The sequence below is a fragment of the Mesorhizobium sp. B2-7-2 genome (assembly GCF_006440775.1).
Lineage (GTDB): Bacteria > Pseudomonadota > Alphaproteobacteria > Rhizobiales > Rhizobiaceae > Mesorhizobium.
In genome coordinates this window covers 162,718-175,265 of record NZ_VFTZ01000006.1, presented here as the reverse complement: position 1 = coordinate 175,265, position 12,548 = coordinate 162,718, and the positions used below count along the sequence as shown (strand labels likewise).

15 protein-coding genes are annotated in these 12,548 nt (G+C 63.5%); 11 read left to right on the top strand and 4 right to left on the bottom strand.

The annotated features are described in order from the left end of the window. Nucleotides 1–73 precede the first annotated feature (73 nt). Nucleotides 74–940, bottom strand: coding sequence for a LysR family transcriptional regulator (locus FJ425_RS10820; protein ID WP_140723293.1), 867 nt, complete (start codon nucleotides 938–940; stop codon nucleotides 74–76). Between the two features lie 101 nt (nucleotides 941–1,041). On the opposite strand from FJ425_RS10820, the gene FJ425_RS10815 reads away from it, so the two are divergent. After that, on the top strand, nucleotides 1,042–2,058 hold the full coding sequence (locus FJ425_RS10815; RefSeq protein ID WP_140723290.1) for an NAD(P)-dependent alcohol dehydrogenase: 1,017 nt from the start codon (nucleotides 1,042–1,044) through the stop codon (nucleotides 2,056–2,058). A gap of 88 nt (nucleotides 2,059–2,146) precedes the next feature. Here FJ425_RS10815 and FJ425_RS10810 read toward each other — a convergent pair whose 3' ends face one another. Then, nucleotides 2,147–3,325 carry a tetratricopeptide repeat protein gene (locus tag FJ425_RS10810; protein WP_246677915.1) on the bottom strand — a complete coding sequence of 393 codons (1,179 nt, stop codon included), beginning with the start codon at nucleotides 3,323–3,325 and terminating at the stop codon, nucleotides 2,147–2,149. 1 nt (nucleotide 3,326) lies between these two features. Further along, complete coding sequence (locus tag FJ425_RS10805) at nucleotides 3,327–3,974, bottom strand: thiamine phosphate synthase (RefSeq protein WP_140634389.1); 648 nt, start codon at nucleotides 3,972–3,974, stop codon at nucleotides 3,327–3,329. Nucleotides 3,975–4,233: 259 nt separating this feature from the next. On the opposite strand from FJ425_RS10805, the gene FJ425_RS10800 reads away from it, so the two are divergent. Then, complete coding sequence (locus FJ425_RS10800; protein WP_140723287.1) at nucleotides 4,234–4,956, top strand: glutamine amidotransferase; 723 nt, start codon at nucleotides 4,234–4,236, stop codon at nucleotides 4,954–4,956. A gap of 145 nt (nucleotides 4,957–5,101) precedes the next feature. Next, a complete protein-coding gene (locus tag FJ425_RS10795; protein WP_140634393.1) occupies nucleotides 5,102–5,872 on the top strand; it encodes a sulfite exporter TauE/SafE family protein in 771 nt (256 codons plus the stop codon). A 219-nt stretch (nucleotides 5,873–6,091) separates the two neighbouring features. Here FJ425_RS10795 and FJ425_RS10790 read toward each other — a convergent pair whose 3' ends face one another. Continuing rightward, nucleotides 6,092–6,643, bottom strand: coding sequence for a DUF2269 family protein (locus FJ425_RS10790; RefSeq protein WP_140634395.1), 552 nt, complete (start codon nucleotides 6,641–6,643; stop codon nucleotides 6,092–6,094). Nucleotides 6,644–7,197: 554 nt separating this feature from the next. On the opposite strand from FJ425_RS10790, the gene FJ425_RS10785 reads away from it, so the two are divergent. The 8 genes from FJ425_RS10785 to ruvB all read left to right on the top strand — a co-directional run bounded on the left by FJ425_RS10785 (nucleotide 7,198) and on the right by ruvB (nucleotide 12,418). Next, nucleotides 7,198–7,728, top strand: coding sequence for a DUF1465 family protein (locus FJ425_RS10785; RefSeq protein WP_140634397.1), 531 nt, complete (start codon nucleotides 7,198–7,200; stop codon nucleotides 7,726–7,728). A 320-nt stretch (nucleotides 7,729–8,048) separates the two neighbouring features. Next, nucleotides 8,049–9,113: a glycosyltransferase gene (locus tag FJ425_RS10780; RefSeq protein ID WP_140634399.1), complete on the top strand. Its 1,065-nt coding sequence runs from the start codon at nucleotides 8,049–8,051 to the stop codon at nucleotides 9,111–9,113. A 97-nt stretch (nucleotides 9,114–9,210) separates the two neighbouring features. Then, on the top strand, nucleotides 9,211–9,723 hold the full coding sequence (gene ruvC / locus FJ425_RS10775) for a crossover junction endodeoxyribonuclease RuvC (RefSeq protein ID WP_140545981.1): 513 nt from the start codon (nucleotides 9,211–9,213) through the stop codon (nucleotides 9,721–9,723). 61 nt (nucleotides 9,724–9,784) lie between these two features. Continuing rightward, nucleotides 9,785–10,036, top strand: coding sequence for an AbrB/MazE/SpoVT family DNA-binding domain-containing protein (locus FJ425_RS10770; protein ID WP_140545982.1), 252 nt, complete (start codon nucleotides 9,785–9,787; stop codon nucleotides 10,034–10,036). A 2-nt stretch (nucleotides 10,037–10,038) separates the two neighbouring features. Continuing rightward, a complete protein-coding gene (locus FJ425_RS10765) occupies nucleotides 10,039–10,452 on the top strand; it encodes a type II toxin-antitoxin system VapC family toxin (RefSeq protein ID WP_140634401.1) in 414 nt (137 codons plus the stop codon). 12 nt (nucleotides 10,453–10,464) lie between these two features. Beyond that, a complete protein-coding gene (ruvA, locus tag FJ425_RS10760; RefSeq protein WP_140634403.1) occupies nucleotides 10,465–11,085 on the top strand; it encodes a Holliday junction branch migration protein RuvA in 621 nt (206 codons plus the stop codon). Beyond that, nucleotides 11,082–11,384 carry an AbrB/MazE/SpoVT family DNA-binding domain-containing protein gene (locus FJ425_RS10755; protein ID WP_246673504.1) on the top strand — a complete coding sequence of 101 codons (303 nt, stop codon included), beginning with the start codon at nucleotides 11,082–11,084 and terminating at the stop codon, nucleotides 11,382–11,384. The genes ruvA and FJ425_RS10755 overlap by 4 nt, the downstream gene beginning before the upstream one ends. Beyond that, on the top strand, nucleotides 11,381–12,418 hold the full coding sequence (gene ruvB, locus FJ425_RS10750) for a Holliday junction branch migration DNA helicase RuvB (protein WP_140545985.1): 1,038 nt from the start codon (nucleotides 11,381–11,383) through the stop codon (nucleotides 12,416–12,418). Before FJ425_RS10755 ends, ruvB begins: the two co-directional genes overlap by 4 nt. Nucleotides 12,419–12,548 lie beyond the last annotated feature (130 nt).

The window sequence follows — 12,548 nt, the reverse complement described above, 5'->3', positions numbered from 1 at the left end:
TGGCGCCTCCAAGACCACAAATTGCCCATAGTAGCAAGGGAGGCAGGCAACGGCCGCGCCCGGCGAGCCAGTATCAGCCAGTGACCGCGATCGCCTCGCCGACGGCCTGAGCGATGGCGTCCGCTACCTTTTCCAGGCGGTTGAGATGTGGGGAGCGGAGCGCCACGACCCGCATGAAAAGATCGAAATCGCCGGCATCGACAAGGGCAAGGCCGTCGGGAATTCCGCGCACCGCCAACCGCGACGGCATCAGGCCGAGGCCGTGTCCGCGACGGACCCATTCCATCTGCATCGCGGGATCCTGAATTTCCGCCGAGACGACCAGCCGGCGCCGTTTGTCGCTCCCCATCACAGACAGCAGCCTTTGACGGGCGTCGCAAGGTTCGGGGCTGAGCACCCAGGGCATCGGCGACCCGGCTTCGAGATGGCGCTGCGTGCCGCCGGCCCGGGCGATGACGCTGAGACGCTCGATGCCAAGCTTGCCCGGACCCTCGTAGTCAGGGGCTCTCAGAACGATCGCAATGTCGAATTGGCCGCGCTCGAATTGATCGCTGAGTTCTCCGCTCCAGGCGGTCCGCAGACGCAGCGAGACGTTTGGAAACGTCGCGGCGACGCCGGCGATGGCGTTGGCCACGCTGGCGTCGGACAATCCATGCGCCAGGCCAAGTCGCAGCACGCCTCGCGGTTCGGCCTCGGCTGCAAAAGACTTCAGAGCCTCCACCGAGGCAAGGATGTCCCTGGCGCGCAAGAGCACTTCGGATCCGGCCGACGTCAGTCGCGGCGGTTTTTGCCGGCGGTCGAGCAGCGTCGTGCCGAGCAAGTCCTCCAGCCGCTGCAGCTGTCTGGTCACCGCCGGCTGCGTCAGCGGCAGGCGCTGCGCGACTTTCTGGATGGAACCTTCCTCGGCGAAGAGGACGAGGGTGCGCAGTTCCTCAATCATCGCTCATGTTCCAGATGCATAATCATTCTGATTATTATGAATTTGAATTCCGCTGTCGCGCAAGCGATTTTCCTGCCGACACTCCAGTCGAAGGAAAGCAAATGCGCACGATCGAATTACAGGCCCCGGGCGGCATAGAAAACCTCAAGCTCGTTGAACGGCCGACGCCGGCGCCGGGGCGCCAGGAAATCCTCATCAAGGTCAAGGCGAGCGCGCTCAATTACCGCGATGTCGAAATTGCCCGCGGCAGCTATCACTCGAAATTCACCCTGCCCCTGGTGCTGCTTTCCGACGGCGTCGGCCAGGTGGCGGCTGTCGGCGCTGAGGTCAGCCGGTTCAAGGTCGGCGACCGTGTCTGCGGCACGTTCTGGCAACGCTGGGTAGCCGGCAGCTTCGCCATGGCCGAGGCGTCTTACCAGCGTGGCGGGCCGATCGACGGCATGCTCAGCGAGTATGCGCTGCTCGATGAGCAGGCAGCGGTGCTCGCCCCCGCTCATCTAACCGACGTCGAAGCGGCAACGCTGGCCTGCGCTGGCGTGACCGCCTGGCATGCGCTGTTCACCGAAGGCAAGTTGAGGCCGGGCGAGACGGTGCTCACTCTCGGCACCGGCGGCGTGTCGCTGTTCGCCGTGCAGCTTGCGAAGAGCGCCGGGGCGCGCGTTATCGTCACGTCGAGCAGCGATGAAAAGCTTGCTCGGGCAAAAGAGCTCGGCGCGAATGACGGCGTGAATTATCGCGACAATCCGGAATGGGCGGAAGCCGTGCTGCGGCTGACGGACGGACGCGGCGCGGACCACATCATCGAGGTCGGCGGTCCACGCAGTTTCGCGCAGTCGCTCAATGCGGCGGCCCGCTGCGGCCAGATTAACGTCATCGGCTATCTCGGCGGCAACGACGGATCGGTCAATCCGCTCGACATCTTCCGCCGTCAGGTCACGGCGCGCGGCATTCCAGTCGGGTCACGCCAGTCCTTCGAGGCAATGAACCGGGCGATTGTCGTCAACGGCCTGCGTCCGGTGATCGACAGAGTGTTTCCCTGGTACGAGGCCGCATCGGCGCTTCGCTACCTCGAGCATGGCTCGCCCTTCGGCAAGGTCGTGCTCGACCATATGCAATGACGAAGTCTTCTCCTTTGGAACAATGCAGACTAAAGGCTACGGCGAAGTCGCCGAACCTGACCGCCTGACACTTTTCCTGCATTTGCTCCTACGGCAGGCGATTTGCCTTCTGCAGCGCCTGCTTGGTTTGCTCGTCGTCGAGGCCCTGCAGAAAATCGTCCATCTGCGGGTCGATCAGCCCGGCGCGGCGGGCGACGATGTACCAGGCGCCGGCAAGGATCAGGTCCGGATCGGTGCCGATGCCGCCCATATAGAGCTTGGCGAGACGGTTCTGGGCGGCGACATTGCCGCCTTCCGCCGCCCGTCTCATCCAGGCAAAGCCCGATTTCAGGTCGCGCCCGCCGCCGCGCCCCTCGATCATCCAGGCGGCGAGGTCGATCTGCGCGGTGTCGTAGTTCTGCCTCGCGGCCTGCGCCAGGAGAAGACGCGCCTGGGCGTCGTCATGCGGCTTGCCGCCGACGCCATTGGCGTAGAGCTGCGCCAGCGCATACTGCGCATCGGCAAGTCCGGTGGCGGCTGCGCGCTCGTAATAGGCGGCGGCCTTCACAAGGCCGTCATCGCCGGGATCCTGCTGGACGAGCAATTGGGCGAAGTTGAACTGGGCAAGCCGGTTGCCGGCCTCGGCCGCGGCCTGCATCAGCGCGAAAGCGGCCTTTTCGTCCTTCTTCACATAGCGGCCGTCCAGCAGCGCCAGCGCATATTGGAACTGAGCCTCCGGCACGCCCTGTTCGGCGGCCAGCGCATACCATTTCGCGGCCTCGGCCGGATTGAGCGGCACACCCAGCCCGCGCGACAGGATTTCAGCCACGAGCGTCTCAGCCGCCGGATCGCCGTTCTTGGCGCGCTCCATGGCGAGATTGTAGGCGGTCTTGTAAAGCCCGCGCTGGAAGGCGCCGTAGGCGGCGTCCGGCTGCTTGGCGCCGAAGCGGTCGGGATTGACGGCGTCGGCCGATGGCGGCGTCATGGTCGCCGGTTGCGGCAAGGTGTTTTGGATCGGCTTGTCGATATGCGCGCCGGTACCGAACCTGCTCGGATCCGGCGCGCCGGCGTCCGGCGTGGCTGTATCCAGTTTGCCCTTATCCGGCGTGCCAGTCTCCGGCATGCCGCTATCCGGCGTGCTTGCATCCGGCTTGGTTGCGTCGGGTGCGCTCTTGTCCGGTGCGCTCGTCTCCGGCCGCGGCTGCGGCAGCGGGACGGTCTCAGCCGCCATCGCGGCCTGCGCAAACAAGCCGGCCAGAACCGTCAGGCAAAGGCCACGCAGGCGCATGTCAGTCCTCGAAACGCGGCGCGGTTTCATCGAGCAACGCGTTGGCGGCGGCGATCGCGGCGCGCGGGTCGCGTCCATCGGCAAAGACGGCGCTGGACAGCGCCACGAACTCGGCACCGGTCGCGGCCACCGTCTCGACGGAGGCAAGCTCGGAGCCGGCCATGACGATGCAGGGGATCGAGATCATCTCCGCCCACCATTCGCCCAGCGCGAGGTTGCGGTGGTGCGGCTCCGGCTTGTTGTCATAGCCGAAACGGCCGAAGAACATATAGTCGGGCCGCGCCTCGCCGAGCCCCAGCGCCTCGTCGCGCGTCTTGGCGCCGCCGGCGCCGACCATCATCTTGCCGGCCACGCGCTCGATCGTCTCGGCGAGTTCCGCGGGCTTCACTTCGACATGGATGCCGTCGGCCTGGACGCGACCGGCGATGCGGCTGTCGCCGGCGATGATGACGGCGACGCCGGCACCTTGAGCGATCGGCACTATCCTCTCGGCGAAGGCCTGGAAGGAGGCATCGTCCATGCCGTTGTCGGGCAGGATCAACGAGGCGACGTCGCCACCGTCGAACGCCGCGCAGATTTGCTCCGCCGGCACGAGCGGCGGCGCGATCAGCACGATGCGGCAGCGGTTGGGAGGAGTTGCTTCGTTCATTGGCCTTCGATCCCGGTTTCGCCTATGCCGGGCGAAGATGGTTGCATTGCGGCATAGAGCAAAGGGAGCGGCTTGAACAGTCGGCTATGCGGCGGACGAGGACCGACCCAAACGAGCATCGTCGCGCCTGGGGGCGATCGAGTCAAACTCCCCGGAGCTTTAGCTTTCAATCAATGCCCCGGTTGGCGGATCAGCAATTGATTTGCGCTCCTGCTGACGCGTAGACATGTGCCTTGGTGCCAGCACACAGGATATCGGGATGGCCACAGGACCGGAGAAGCGTCGATTGATCTTGGTCTGTCACGACCGTGGTCCGCGCGATGATCGGGTTTCCATTTTTGGAACTCGACATGGATTTGAACTCGATTATCGATACCCGTTTGACGGAGACGCATTAGGAGCGCCAGAAAGTGATGTTGCAGCCAGCATCATCTTCGGTGGCAGGTTCGAGGCTTACGAGACAATCAGATATCCTTTTCTCAAAGAGGAGGCACACTGGATTGAAGCCTGCATCAAGCAGGATGTGCCATTGCTTGGCCTCTGCCTAGGCGCTCAACAGATTGCCCATACCCTTGGCGCCCGAGTGGGACCGCCTTCTTCCGGCGTTCAAGAGTTCGGATACTACGAGTTGCGGCCCACGGAAGCGGGCCGCGCCACTCTCCCGAACCCACTGCATGTCGCGCAGGCTCATTTCCACACATTCGATATGCCAGCCGGCGCAACACATCTCGCGTCAAGCGATCTCTACCCCAACCAAGCCTTCAGCTATGGAGAAAGTACCTTCGCATTCCAAGCTCATCCCGAAGTGACAATCGAGGGATTCCGGCGCATGCAGGCGGCGCTGGATGGCTTCTATGGCAAACCGGGTGTTCAGTCACGCGAGGAACAGGATCGCATTATGTATGAGGCTGATCGTGCTCAGGCTGACTGGTTCTACGGTTTCCTAGGAAATATGATTGGTTCAAAAATCTCGGCTCGGTAGATCGCAGCACGTCCGCTTCGCGGGCCATGCGGCCGGCCGTCGATATAGGGGGTCGGCGGTAACCGATGCCGGCACTAATGACTATCCCGGCGGCGCCGTTCTGCGCTATGGCTGAATTCCCGCCTTCTCCAACCCTCCTTTGCCGATGTCAGGCCTGCTCAGCGACCCGTGGTTCTATGCTGCCGCCATTCCGGCGGTGATCCTTGTCGGCTTGTCGAAAGGCGGTTTCGGCGGCGCCGTCGGTTTCGTCGGCGTGCCGTTGATGGCTCTGACCATCCCGCCGGTTCAAGCGGCCGCCATCCTGCTGCCGATCCTGTGTCTGATGGACGTGGTTTCAGTGTGGACCTGGTGGGGCGTCTACGACCGCAGGATGCTGGTCGACATGATGCCCGGCGCCGTCATCGGCATCGGGCTCGGCTGGCTGACCGCGGCTTTGGTCACTGAGGAGATGGTGCGGCTGATCGTCGGCGCCGTCGCGCTGGTGTTCGTGCTGCGCTGGATCTACCTGCAGTTCCGTCACGGCGCCGATCATGTGGCGGAACCGAACCGCATTGCCGCCGCTTTCTGGGGCACTGTCGCCGGCTTCACCAGCTTCGTCGCCCATGTCGGCGGCCCGCCCTTCCAGGTCTATGCGCTGCCTATCCGGCTCGATCCGAAAGTGCTGTCGGGCACGGCGGCAGTCTTCTTTGCCGCCACCAATGCGTTGAAGCTCGTCCCCTATTTCGCGCTCGGCCAGTTCGACACCACCAATCTCACCGCTTCGGCGGTGCTGATGCCACTGGCGCCGCTGTCCACCATCGCCGGCGCGTGGCTGGTGCGCCGCATGCGGCCGGAGATCTTCTATCCGTTCACCTACGCCACCGTCGCGGTGGTCGCCGTCAAGCTGCTGTGGGACGGCATAGCCGGTTTGATGTGAGGCGCGTCGATATTCAGGTGAAGCCGGCCTGCAAATGGCGATTTCCTGCGCTTCCGGCCTTCGCCGGATGAAGCCCTCATAGATGTGTCCGTCTATGAAGGCTACGGCCGGCGTAGGCCGGTTCTCGGAAACCACCCAGTTTGGTCGCTTCGCGCCCGTCTTCGACTCCGACTCGGCCTGACCTGAATCTCAACGCGCCTTCGGGCGAGCGCCTTAATGTCAAGCGGCGCTCGGCACCATCTGGCGGCTGCCGCCGAAGGCGAGCGCGGCGCCCAGCGCAACCACCATCGCCATGCCGGCAAGAATGCCGACGTCGTGCAAAGTGGGCTTCAGCACCATGTCGGCGATGATCACCAGCATCACCGCATAATCGAGGCGCGCCCAGTTCATCATGCGCTGGCCGATGGCGAGGGCGGCCGGCGTCACGCCCTGCTCGGCAATCATGGTGCCCATGCGCTCGCCGGTCGGCTTGAAGATCAGCATGCCGATCGAGAAGGTCGTGGCATAGCCGACGAGGCCGATGACGATCCACAGGTCGGCAAAGCCGACCCACAAGCCGCACATGACGAGGCCAAAGACCAGCGTCAGCATCGACATCGGCGCGAAGAACCGGCCGCCGAGCTGTCCGCTGGCGCGGATAGCCAGCAGCTTGTCCTCGATTTTGCCGGCGCGCTCGGCCAGCACGCCGAGCAGGAACAGCACGAAGCCGCCGCCGACCCACAAAACGGCCGAGACGACGTGAAGGAATTTGACAATCGAATACCAATCCATGATTTTGCTCCGGATATCCTGCCTGATTTCAAGCGGCGCGGATCTGCGCGCCGCCTTTGTGGAGCGGCCTTTTGCGTGGCGCGTGTTTCGGAACGATGCCGCGGCAGCAGCAAACATGTTACGGCCGCCACGATCGGCGCCCGAAATCCGGTGCTCGGACGATCCCGGGCGGCGAATCCGCTGTCCTGTTCCGGCACAGTAAAGCGCGTTCGCTTAAAAAATCGCCGCCGCGTTAAGGGTTCATTAAGCTTTACGGGCGTTTACTAAGCGCATCCAGTTTTGCTGGATTCTTACCGAGTGGTTGGAGCCACTTTGTTTGACGCCTCCCTGTTAAACTCCTGAGAGCCGCCTTATCCGCGGCTCTTTTTTTATCCGCTGCCGGCTGGCTGATGCCGTCCGCTTGCGGATGGCCGGAACCGGCCCGGCGTTAACCGTTTGTTAAACATGCGCTTGCCTTCATTGGCATCGAAGCGCATTTTCAAGCCTCAGTCATTTAGGGTGCGGCCGCGTCGGCAAGGATGCCGAATCGGCTGCGGCAGTGCAGGGGCGTATCGATGAACGAGCCTTCGAAGGGCAGCGCGAAAACCATCAAATTGGCGGAGCGCCGGGTTTTCTCCCAATCCTTCAAGCCGCTTTACCAGGAAGGCATGGGGCTGGTCGAACAGGCCGCCGAATATCTCGATGGCAAGGGCAGGCTCGAAGCCAAGAAATTGTCGCGCACGGCGGCGACGCTCTATGCGGCCGAATCGATGCGGCTGACCACAAGGCTCATGCAGGTTGCCTCCTGGCTCTTGCTGCAGCGGGCGGCGAATTCCGGCGAGATGACGCGCGACCAGGTGGCTTCGGAGAAATCCAAGGTGCGTCTCGACACCGCGTCCGCGCATGACGAGGCGCTTGGCTGGAACGAGCTGCCCGGGGATTTTCTGGACCTCGTGACGCGCTCGCTGCGCCTGCAGTCGCTGGTGCGGCGCATGGACGAGGAAATCTATGGCGGCGTCATCAGCGAGACGCACGCGCCCAGCCGGCGCGCCAATCCGGTGTCCGACCAGATCAGTCTTTTGAACACGGCGTTCGCGCGCGGCTGAAACCGCGTTTGCAACAACGCCGCGGCAGAGTCGCGCGGGAGCCGGAACCGGCATCCCTTGTTCGAGCCGTGATTTTTGCGAGCCGCGATTTGGCGAGCCGCGACCTGGCCGCAGGTCGAACGCCTGCGACCACGACCGCTCTTCGATATTGCGGTAGCCGTCTCGCGTTAAAGGCAGTGCCGGCCTTCGAGAAAATCACCCCTTGCCTTGAAGCGATGGCCCCCTAGTTGGAGCCGTTCGCCGCAGCCGGGTCGACCCGAGCCGGTTCTGCAAGAAAACCACCGTCACTGTGACCAAAGCAGATTGCGAGGCTTGATCCCGTGCATTCGCCATTGGACCGCATCCCGGTATCGATCATCATCCCCAACTACAACTACGAACAGTTTCTAGGACGCGCCATCGACAGCGCGTTGGAGCAGGACCACCGAAATGTCGAGGTCGTCGTCGTCGATGACGCATCGACGGATGCGTCGGTGGCCGTCATCGAGTCCTATGGCGACAAAATCCGCTCGTGCCTGAGGCGTAGGAATGGCGGGCATGCGGCTGCGTTCAATACCGGGTTCGAGGCGAGCACCGGGGAGATCGTTCTTTTCCTCGACGCCGACGACTATCTCTATCCGAACGCCGTCTCAGAGGTGTTGGACGAGTGGGACGCGGATGTCGCCCAAGCGCAATTCAGATTGCATCTCGTTGATGAGGACCAGCATATCAAGGATGTCTTTCCACCGCCGGAACAGCCGTTCGATTCAGGCGACGTCGTGCCGGAATTGCTGCGCAAGGGGCGGTACCGCACGACGGTGACAAGCGGGCTGGCGTTCGACCGCGAAGCGCTGGAAACGATAATGCCGATGCCTGAAAGCGATTTCCGGCAAGGCGCCGACGGCTATCTCGCAACGCTCGCGCCGCTGCACGGAGAGGTGAAATCCATCGACACCTGCCTTGGCGCCTACCGCATCCACGGCTCCAATCATTCGATCTTTGCCGAAAAGCTTGCCGAGCGGGCGCGTTGGCGCGTGCAGCATGATTTCCGGCGTCTCGAAGCCTTGTCCGGCCGGGCGGCCGAGATCGGCTTGACCGTGCCGCCGGATGCCGGCCTTCGCGACCCGGTGCATCTGGAAGAGCGGCTGGCTTCGCTCTGCGTCGACGAACCCCAGCATCCGGTTGCAACCGACTCGCGGCTGGGACTGGCAAGAGCGGGCGCGGCCGCCAGTCTGGAAATGAACGCATCTTGGCGGCGGCGGGCTGCTCTGGCGGCCTGGTTCCTTTGCATCGGCATCCTGCCGCGGCGCATGGGCAATGCAGTCCTGGCGTGGAAACTGGTCGCATCGTCCAGGCCGGCATTTCTCACGCGGCTGTCGAAAACCATCCGCCGCGTGACGAATTAGAGCGTCTCACCGTTTCGGCGAATCGCTGAGATCGCAATTGTTTCCGGTTTGTTCACATTTTGCTGGCATCGCTTGCCGCCACGGCTAGACTTGGCGCATGGGGGAAGCGATTCGCATCATCGGCATCGATCCGGGCCTGAGGCGCACCGGCTGGGGTATTATCGACAGCGTGGGCAATTCGCTGCGCTTCATCGCATCCGGCACGGTGCGATCCGACGAGAAGGAGTCGCTGGCGACAAGACTCTGCCAGCTGCATGACGGCTTGGCCGAGGTGCTGCACCAGGCCATGCCGCATGAGGCTGCGGTCGAGCAGACTTTCGTCAACAAGGATGCGACGGCGACGTTGAAGCTCGGCCAGGCGCGCGGCATCGCCATGCTGGTGCCGGCGCGCGCCGGGCTGGTGGTCGCCGAATATGCGCCCAATGCCGTCAAGAAGGCGGTGATCGGCGTCGGCCACGGCGAGAAGAAGCAGATCCACATGATGGTGAAGGTGCTGATGCCGAAGGCTGTCTTCGACACCGACGACGCCGCCGACGCTCTGGCCATCGCCATCTGCCACGCGCATCACCGCCAGAGCGTCGCCTACCGGATGGCCGCGCTGGCCGGGTAGTGTTGTTCTTGACTTGTTCCGTCTGTTGGAATATTCCTTACTTGTAAGAAAGGATATTTCAATGCGAGTGACCAGCAAGGGCCAAGTGACCATTCCTCGCGATCTGCGCGAGACATTCGGCATTGTCGCCAACAGCGAAGTCATTTTCGGCATTGAGGGCGGAAAGATCACGATCACGCCCCGGCACGACAAGGGACGGCTGGCAGATCGTGAACGGCTTGCCAGTTTTCTCGCAGCGCTTGATCGGCTGGAGGGGAGTGGCGATCAGACGATGAATGCCGATGACGTCATGGCGCTGACGAGGGATCGCTGATCTTGGCGACGCTCGTCGATACCAATGTGCTTATCGATGTCGCGGTCCGCGATCCTGTCTGGCTGAAATGGTCGCGGCCGAAAATAGAGGCTGCCCGCAAGCGCGGCAGCCTCGTCATCAATCAGATCATCTATGCAGAGTTCTCGATACGCTACGAGACAATCGAAGAAGTCGATGATGTGTTGTCCGAAGATGAATACCGACGTGAGGGGTTGCCATTCGAAGCTGCCTTCGCGGCGTCGCGGGCATTTTTGCTCTATCGTCGGCAAGGAGGGCCGCGCGAGAGGGTCATGCCCGATTTTTTGATCGGTGCTCATGCCGTCATCAGAGGCTATCCCATTCTTACGCGCGATCCGACAGGTTTCAGAAAATACTTTCCCGATGTCACGCTTATCGCGCCCGACACCCACCCGTAAGAGAGCTTATCCATGATCGGCAAGCTGAAAGGCACGCTGGACGAGATCGACGAGGATAGCTGCGTCATCGACGTGCATGGCGTCGGCTACGTCGCCCATTGCTCGGTGCGCACGCTGGCCGCGCTGCCCTCGCCCGGCGAGGCGGTGGTGCTGTTCATCGAGACCTATGTGCGCGAGGACATGATCCGGCTCTATGGCTTTCAGACCGGGCTGGAGCGCGAGTGGTTTCGCCTCTTGATGAACAATGTGCAGGGCGTCGGCGCCAAGGTGGCGCTGGCCATCCTGTCGACGCTGGCGCCGGCCGACCTCGCCAACGCGATCGCGCTGCGCGACATCGCCATGGTCTCCCGCGCGCCCGGCGTCGGCAAGAAGGTGGCGGAGCGCATCGTCACCGAATTGCGCACCAAGGCGCCTGCCTATGCGGGCGCGGCCACAGGCACGATCGGCCTCAAGCAGGAGCTTGGCGAAGGCGTCGCGGCCGCGCCGATCACCGATGCGGTCTCGGCGCTCGTCAATCTCGGTTATTCGCGCGACATCGCCGCGAACGCGGTCGCGGCTGCACTGAAATCGGCCGGCGAGGGCGCGGACGCGTCCAAGCTGATCCGCTTCGGCCTGAAGGAATTGGCGCGGTGACATTTGCCCCAAATAGGAATATGGGCGCAGATGCAAAGCTGACTTCCAAGGGGCAGATGACGATTCCAAAGCATGTTCGCGACGTGCTGTCGCTCAAGGCTGGCGACAGGGCTGCCTTGACGGTCATGGACGGCCGTCTGATCGGTACGCCGCGCAACCTTGAATTCGCTGACCTTGCTGGGTTTCTAGGCGATCCGTTCGGCGGTCCAGCCACGCTGGAAGAAGTCGATGCTGCGGTAAGGGACGCGGTTGGCCTTCAGATTGTCGGAGTTGCGCCGCGCACAAAGGGCGCGGCATGACCCTTTCGCCCCGCCTCATTGCCCCCGACAAGCGCGGTGAGGATGCCGACCAGACCTTGCGGCCGCAGTCGCTCGACGAGTTCGTCGGCCAGGCGGCGGTGCGTGCCAATCTCAAGGTCTTCGTCGATGCCGCCAAGAGCCGCGGCGAGGCGCTCGACCATGTGCTGTTCGTCGGGCCGCCGGGGCTCGGCAAGACGACGCTGGCGCAGATCATGGCGCGCGAGCTCGGCGTCAATTTCCGCTCGACCTCGGGTCCGGTCATCGCCAAGGCCGGCGATCTCGCGGCGCTGCTGACCAATCTCGAGGAGCGCGACGTCCTTTTCATCGACGAGATCCATCGCCTCAACCCGGCGGTCGAGGAAATCCTCTATCCGGCAATGGAGGATTTCCAGCTCGATCTCATCATCGGCGAGGGGCCGGCGGCGCGCTCGGTCAAGATCGACCTTGCCCGTTTCACGCTGGTCGCGGCAACGACGAGGCTCGGCCTGCTGACCAATCCGTTGCGCGACCGTTTCGGCATTCCGGTCCGGCTCAATTTCTACACGGTCGAGGAGCTGGAGCAGATCGTGCGCCGCGGCGCCCGCATCCTGTCGATGCCGCTCGGCGACGATGGGGCGGTGGAGATCGCGCGCCGCGCGCGCGGCACGCCGCGCATCGCCGGCAGGCTGCTGCGCAGGGTGCGCGATTTTGCTTCGGTCGCCGGCGACGGTCATGTCGACAGGAGGATCGCCGACGAGGCGCTGACCAGGCTGGAGGTCGATGCGCTCGGCCTCGACGCGCTCGACCGCCGCTATCTGTCGATGATCGCGCGCAATTTCGGCGGCGGTCCGGTCGGCATCGAGACGATCGCGGCCGGGCTCTCCGAGCCGCGCGACGCGATCGAGGACATCATCGAACCTTATCTGATCCAGCAGGGCTTCATCCAGCGCACGCCGCGCGGCCGCGTGCTGACCGCCAACGCCTGGCGCCATCTCGGCCTCGACCCGCCGAGGGACATCGCCCAGCAGCAGATCAGCCTGTTCCAGGAGGAGTAACGCAGATTTGTTCGCCGTTTCGGCGGCGCAATGGCCGATCTGCGCAGAATCTGCGCGGCTCGGCCCGACTGAGGGCGCAATTGCATCCTTTAAGATAGGCTATCTGACGCAATCCTAGGGCTTGGGGCGA

Excerpts from the sequence above, each read along its gene's own strand:
- FJ425_RS10820 (WP_140723293.1), bottom strand. The coding sequence starts at position 940 with ATGATTGAGGAACTGCGCACCCTCGTCCTCTTCGCCGAGGAAGGTTCC.
- FJ425_RS10815 (WP_140723290.1), top strand. The coding sequence starts at position 1,042 with ATGCGCACGATCGAATTACAGGCCCCGGGCGGCATAGAAAACCTCAAG.
- FJ425_RS10810 (WP_246677915.1), bottom strand. The coding sequence starts at position 3,325 with ATGCGCCTGCGTGGCCTTTGCCTGACGGTTCTGGCCGGCTTGTTTGCG.
- FJ425_RS10805 (WP_140634389.1), bottom strand. The coding sequence starts at position 3,974 with ATGAACGAAGCAACTCCTCCCAACCGCTGCCGCATCGTGCTGATCGCG.
- FJ425_RS10800 (WP_140723287.1), top strand. The coding sequence starts at position 4,234 with ATGGCCACAGGACCGGAGAAGCGTCGATTGATCTTGGTCTGTCACGAC.
- FJ425_RS10795 (WP_140634393.1), top strand. The coding sequence starts at position 5,102 with ATGTCAGGCCTGCTCAGCGACCCGTGGTTCTATGCTGCCGCCATTCCG.
- FJ425_RS10790 (WP_140634395.1), bottom strand. The coding sequence starts at position 6,643 with ATGGATTGGTATTCGATTGTCAAATTCCTTCACGTCGTCTCGGCCGTT.
- FJ425_RS10785 (WP_140634397.1), top strand. The coding sequence starts at position 7,198 with ATGAACGAGCCTTCGAAGGGCAGCGCGAAAACCATCAAATTGGCGGAG.
- ruvC (WP_140545981.1), top strand. The coding sequence starts at position 9,211 with ATGGGGGAAGCGATTCGCATCATCGGCATCGATCCGGGCCTGAGGCGC.
- FJ425_RS10770 (WP_140545982.1), top strand. The coding sequence starts at position 9,785 with ATGCGAGTGACCAGCAAGGGCCAAGTGACCATTCCTCGCGATCTGCGC.
- ruvA (WP_140634403.1), top strand. The coding sequence starts at position 10,465 with ATGATCGGCAAGCTGAAAGGCACGCTGGACGAGATCGACGAGGATAGC.
- ruvB (WP_140545985.1), top strand. The coding sequence starts at position 11,381 with ATGACCCTTTCGCCCCGCCTCATTGCCCCCGACAAGCGCGGTGAGGAT.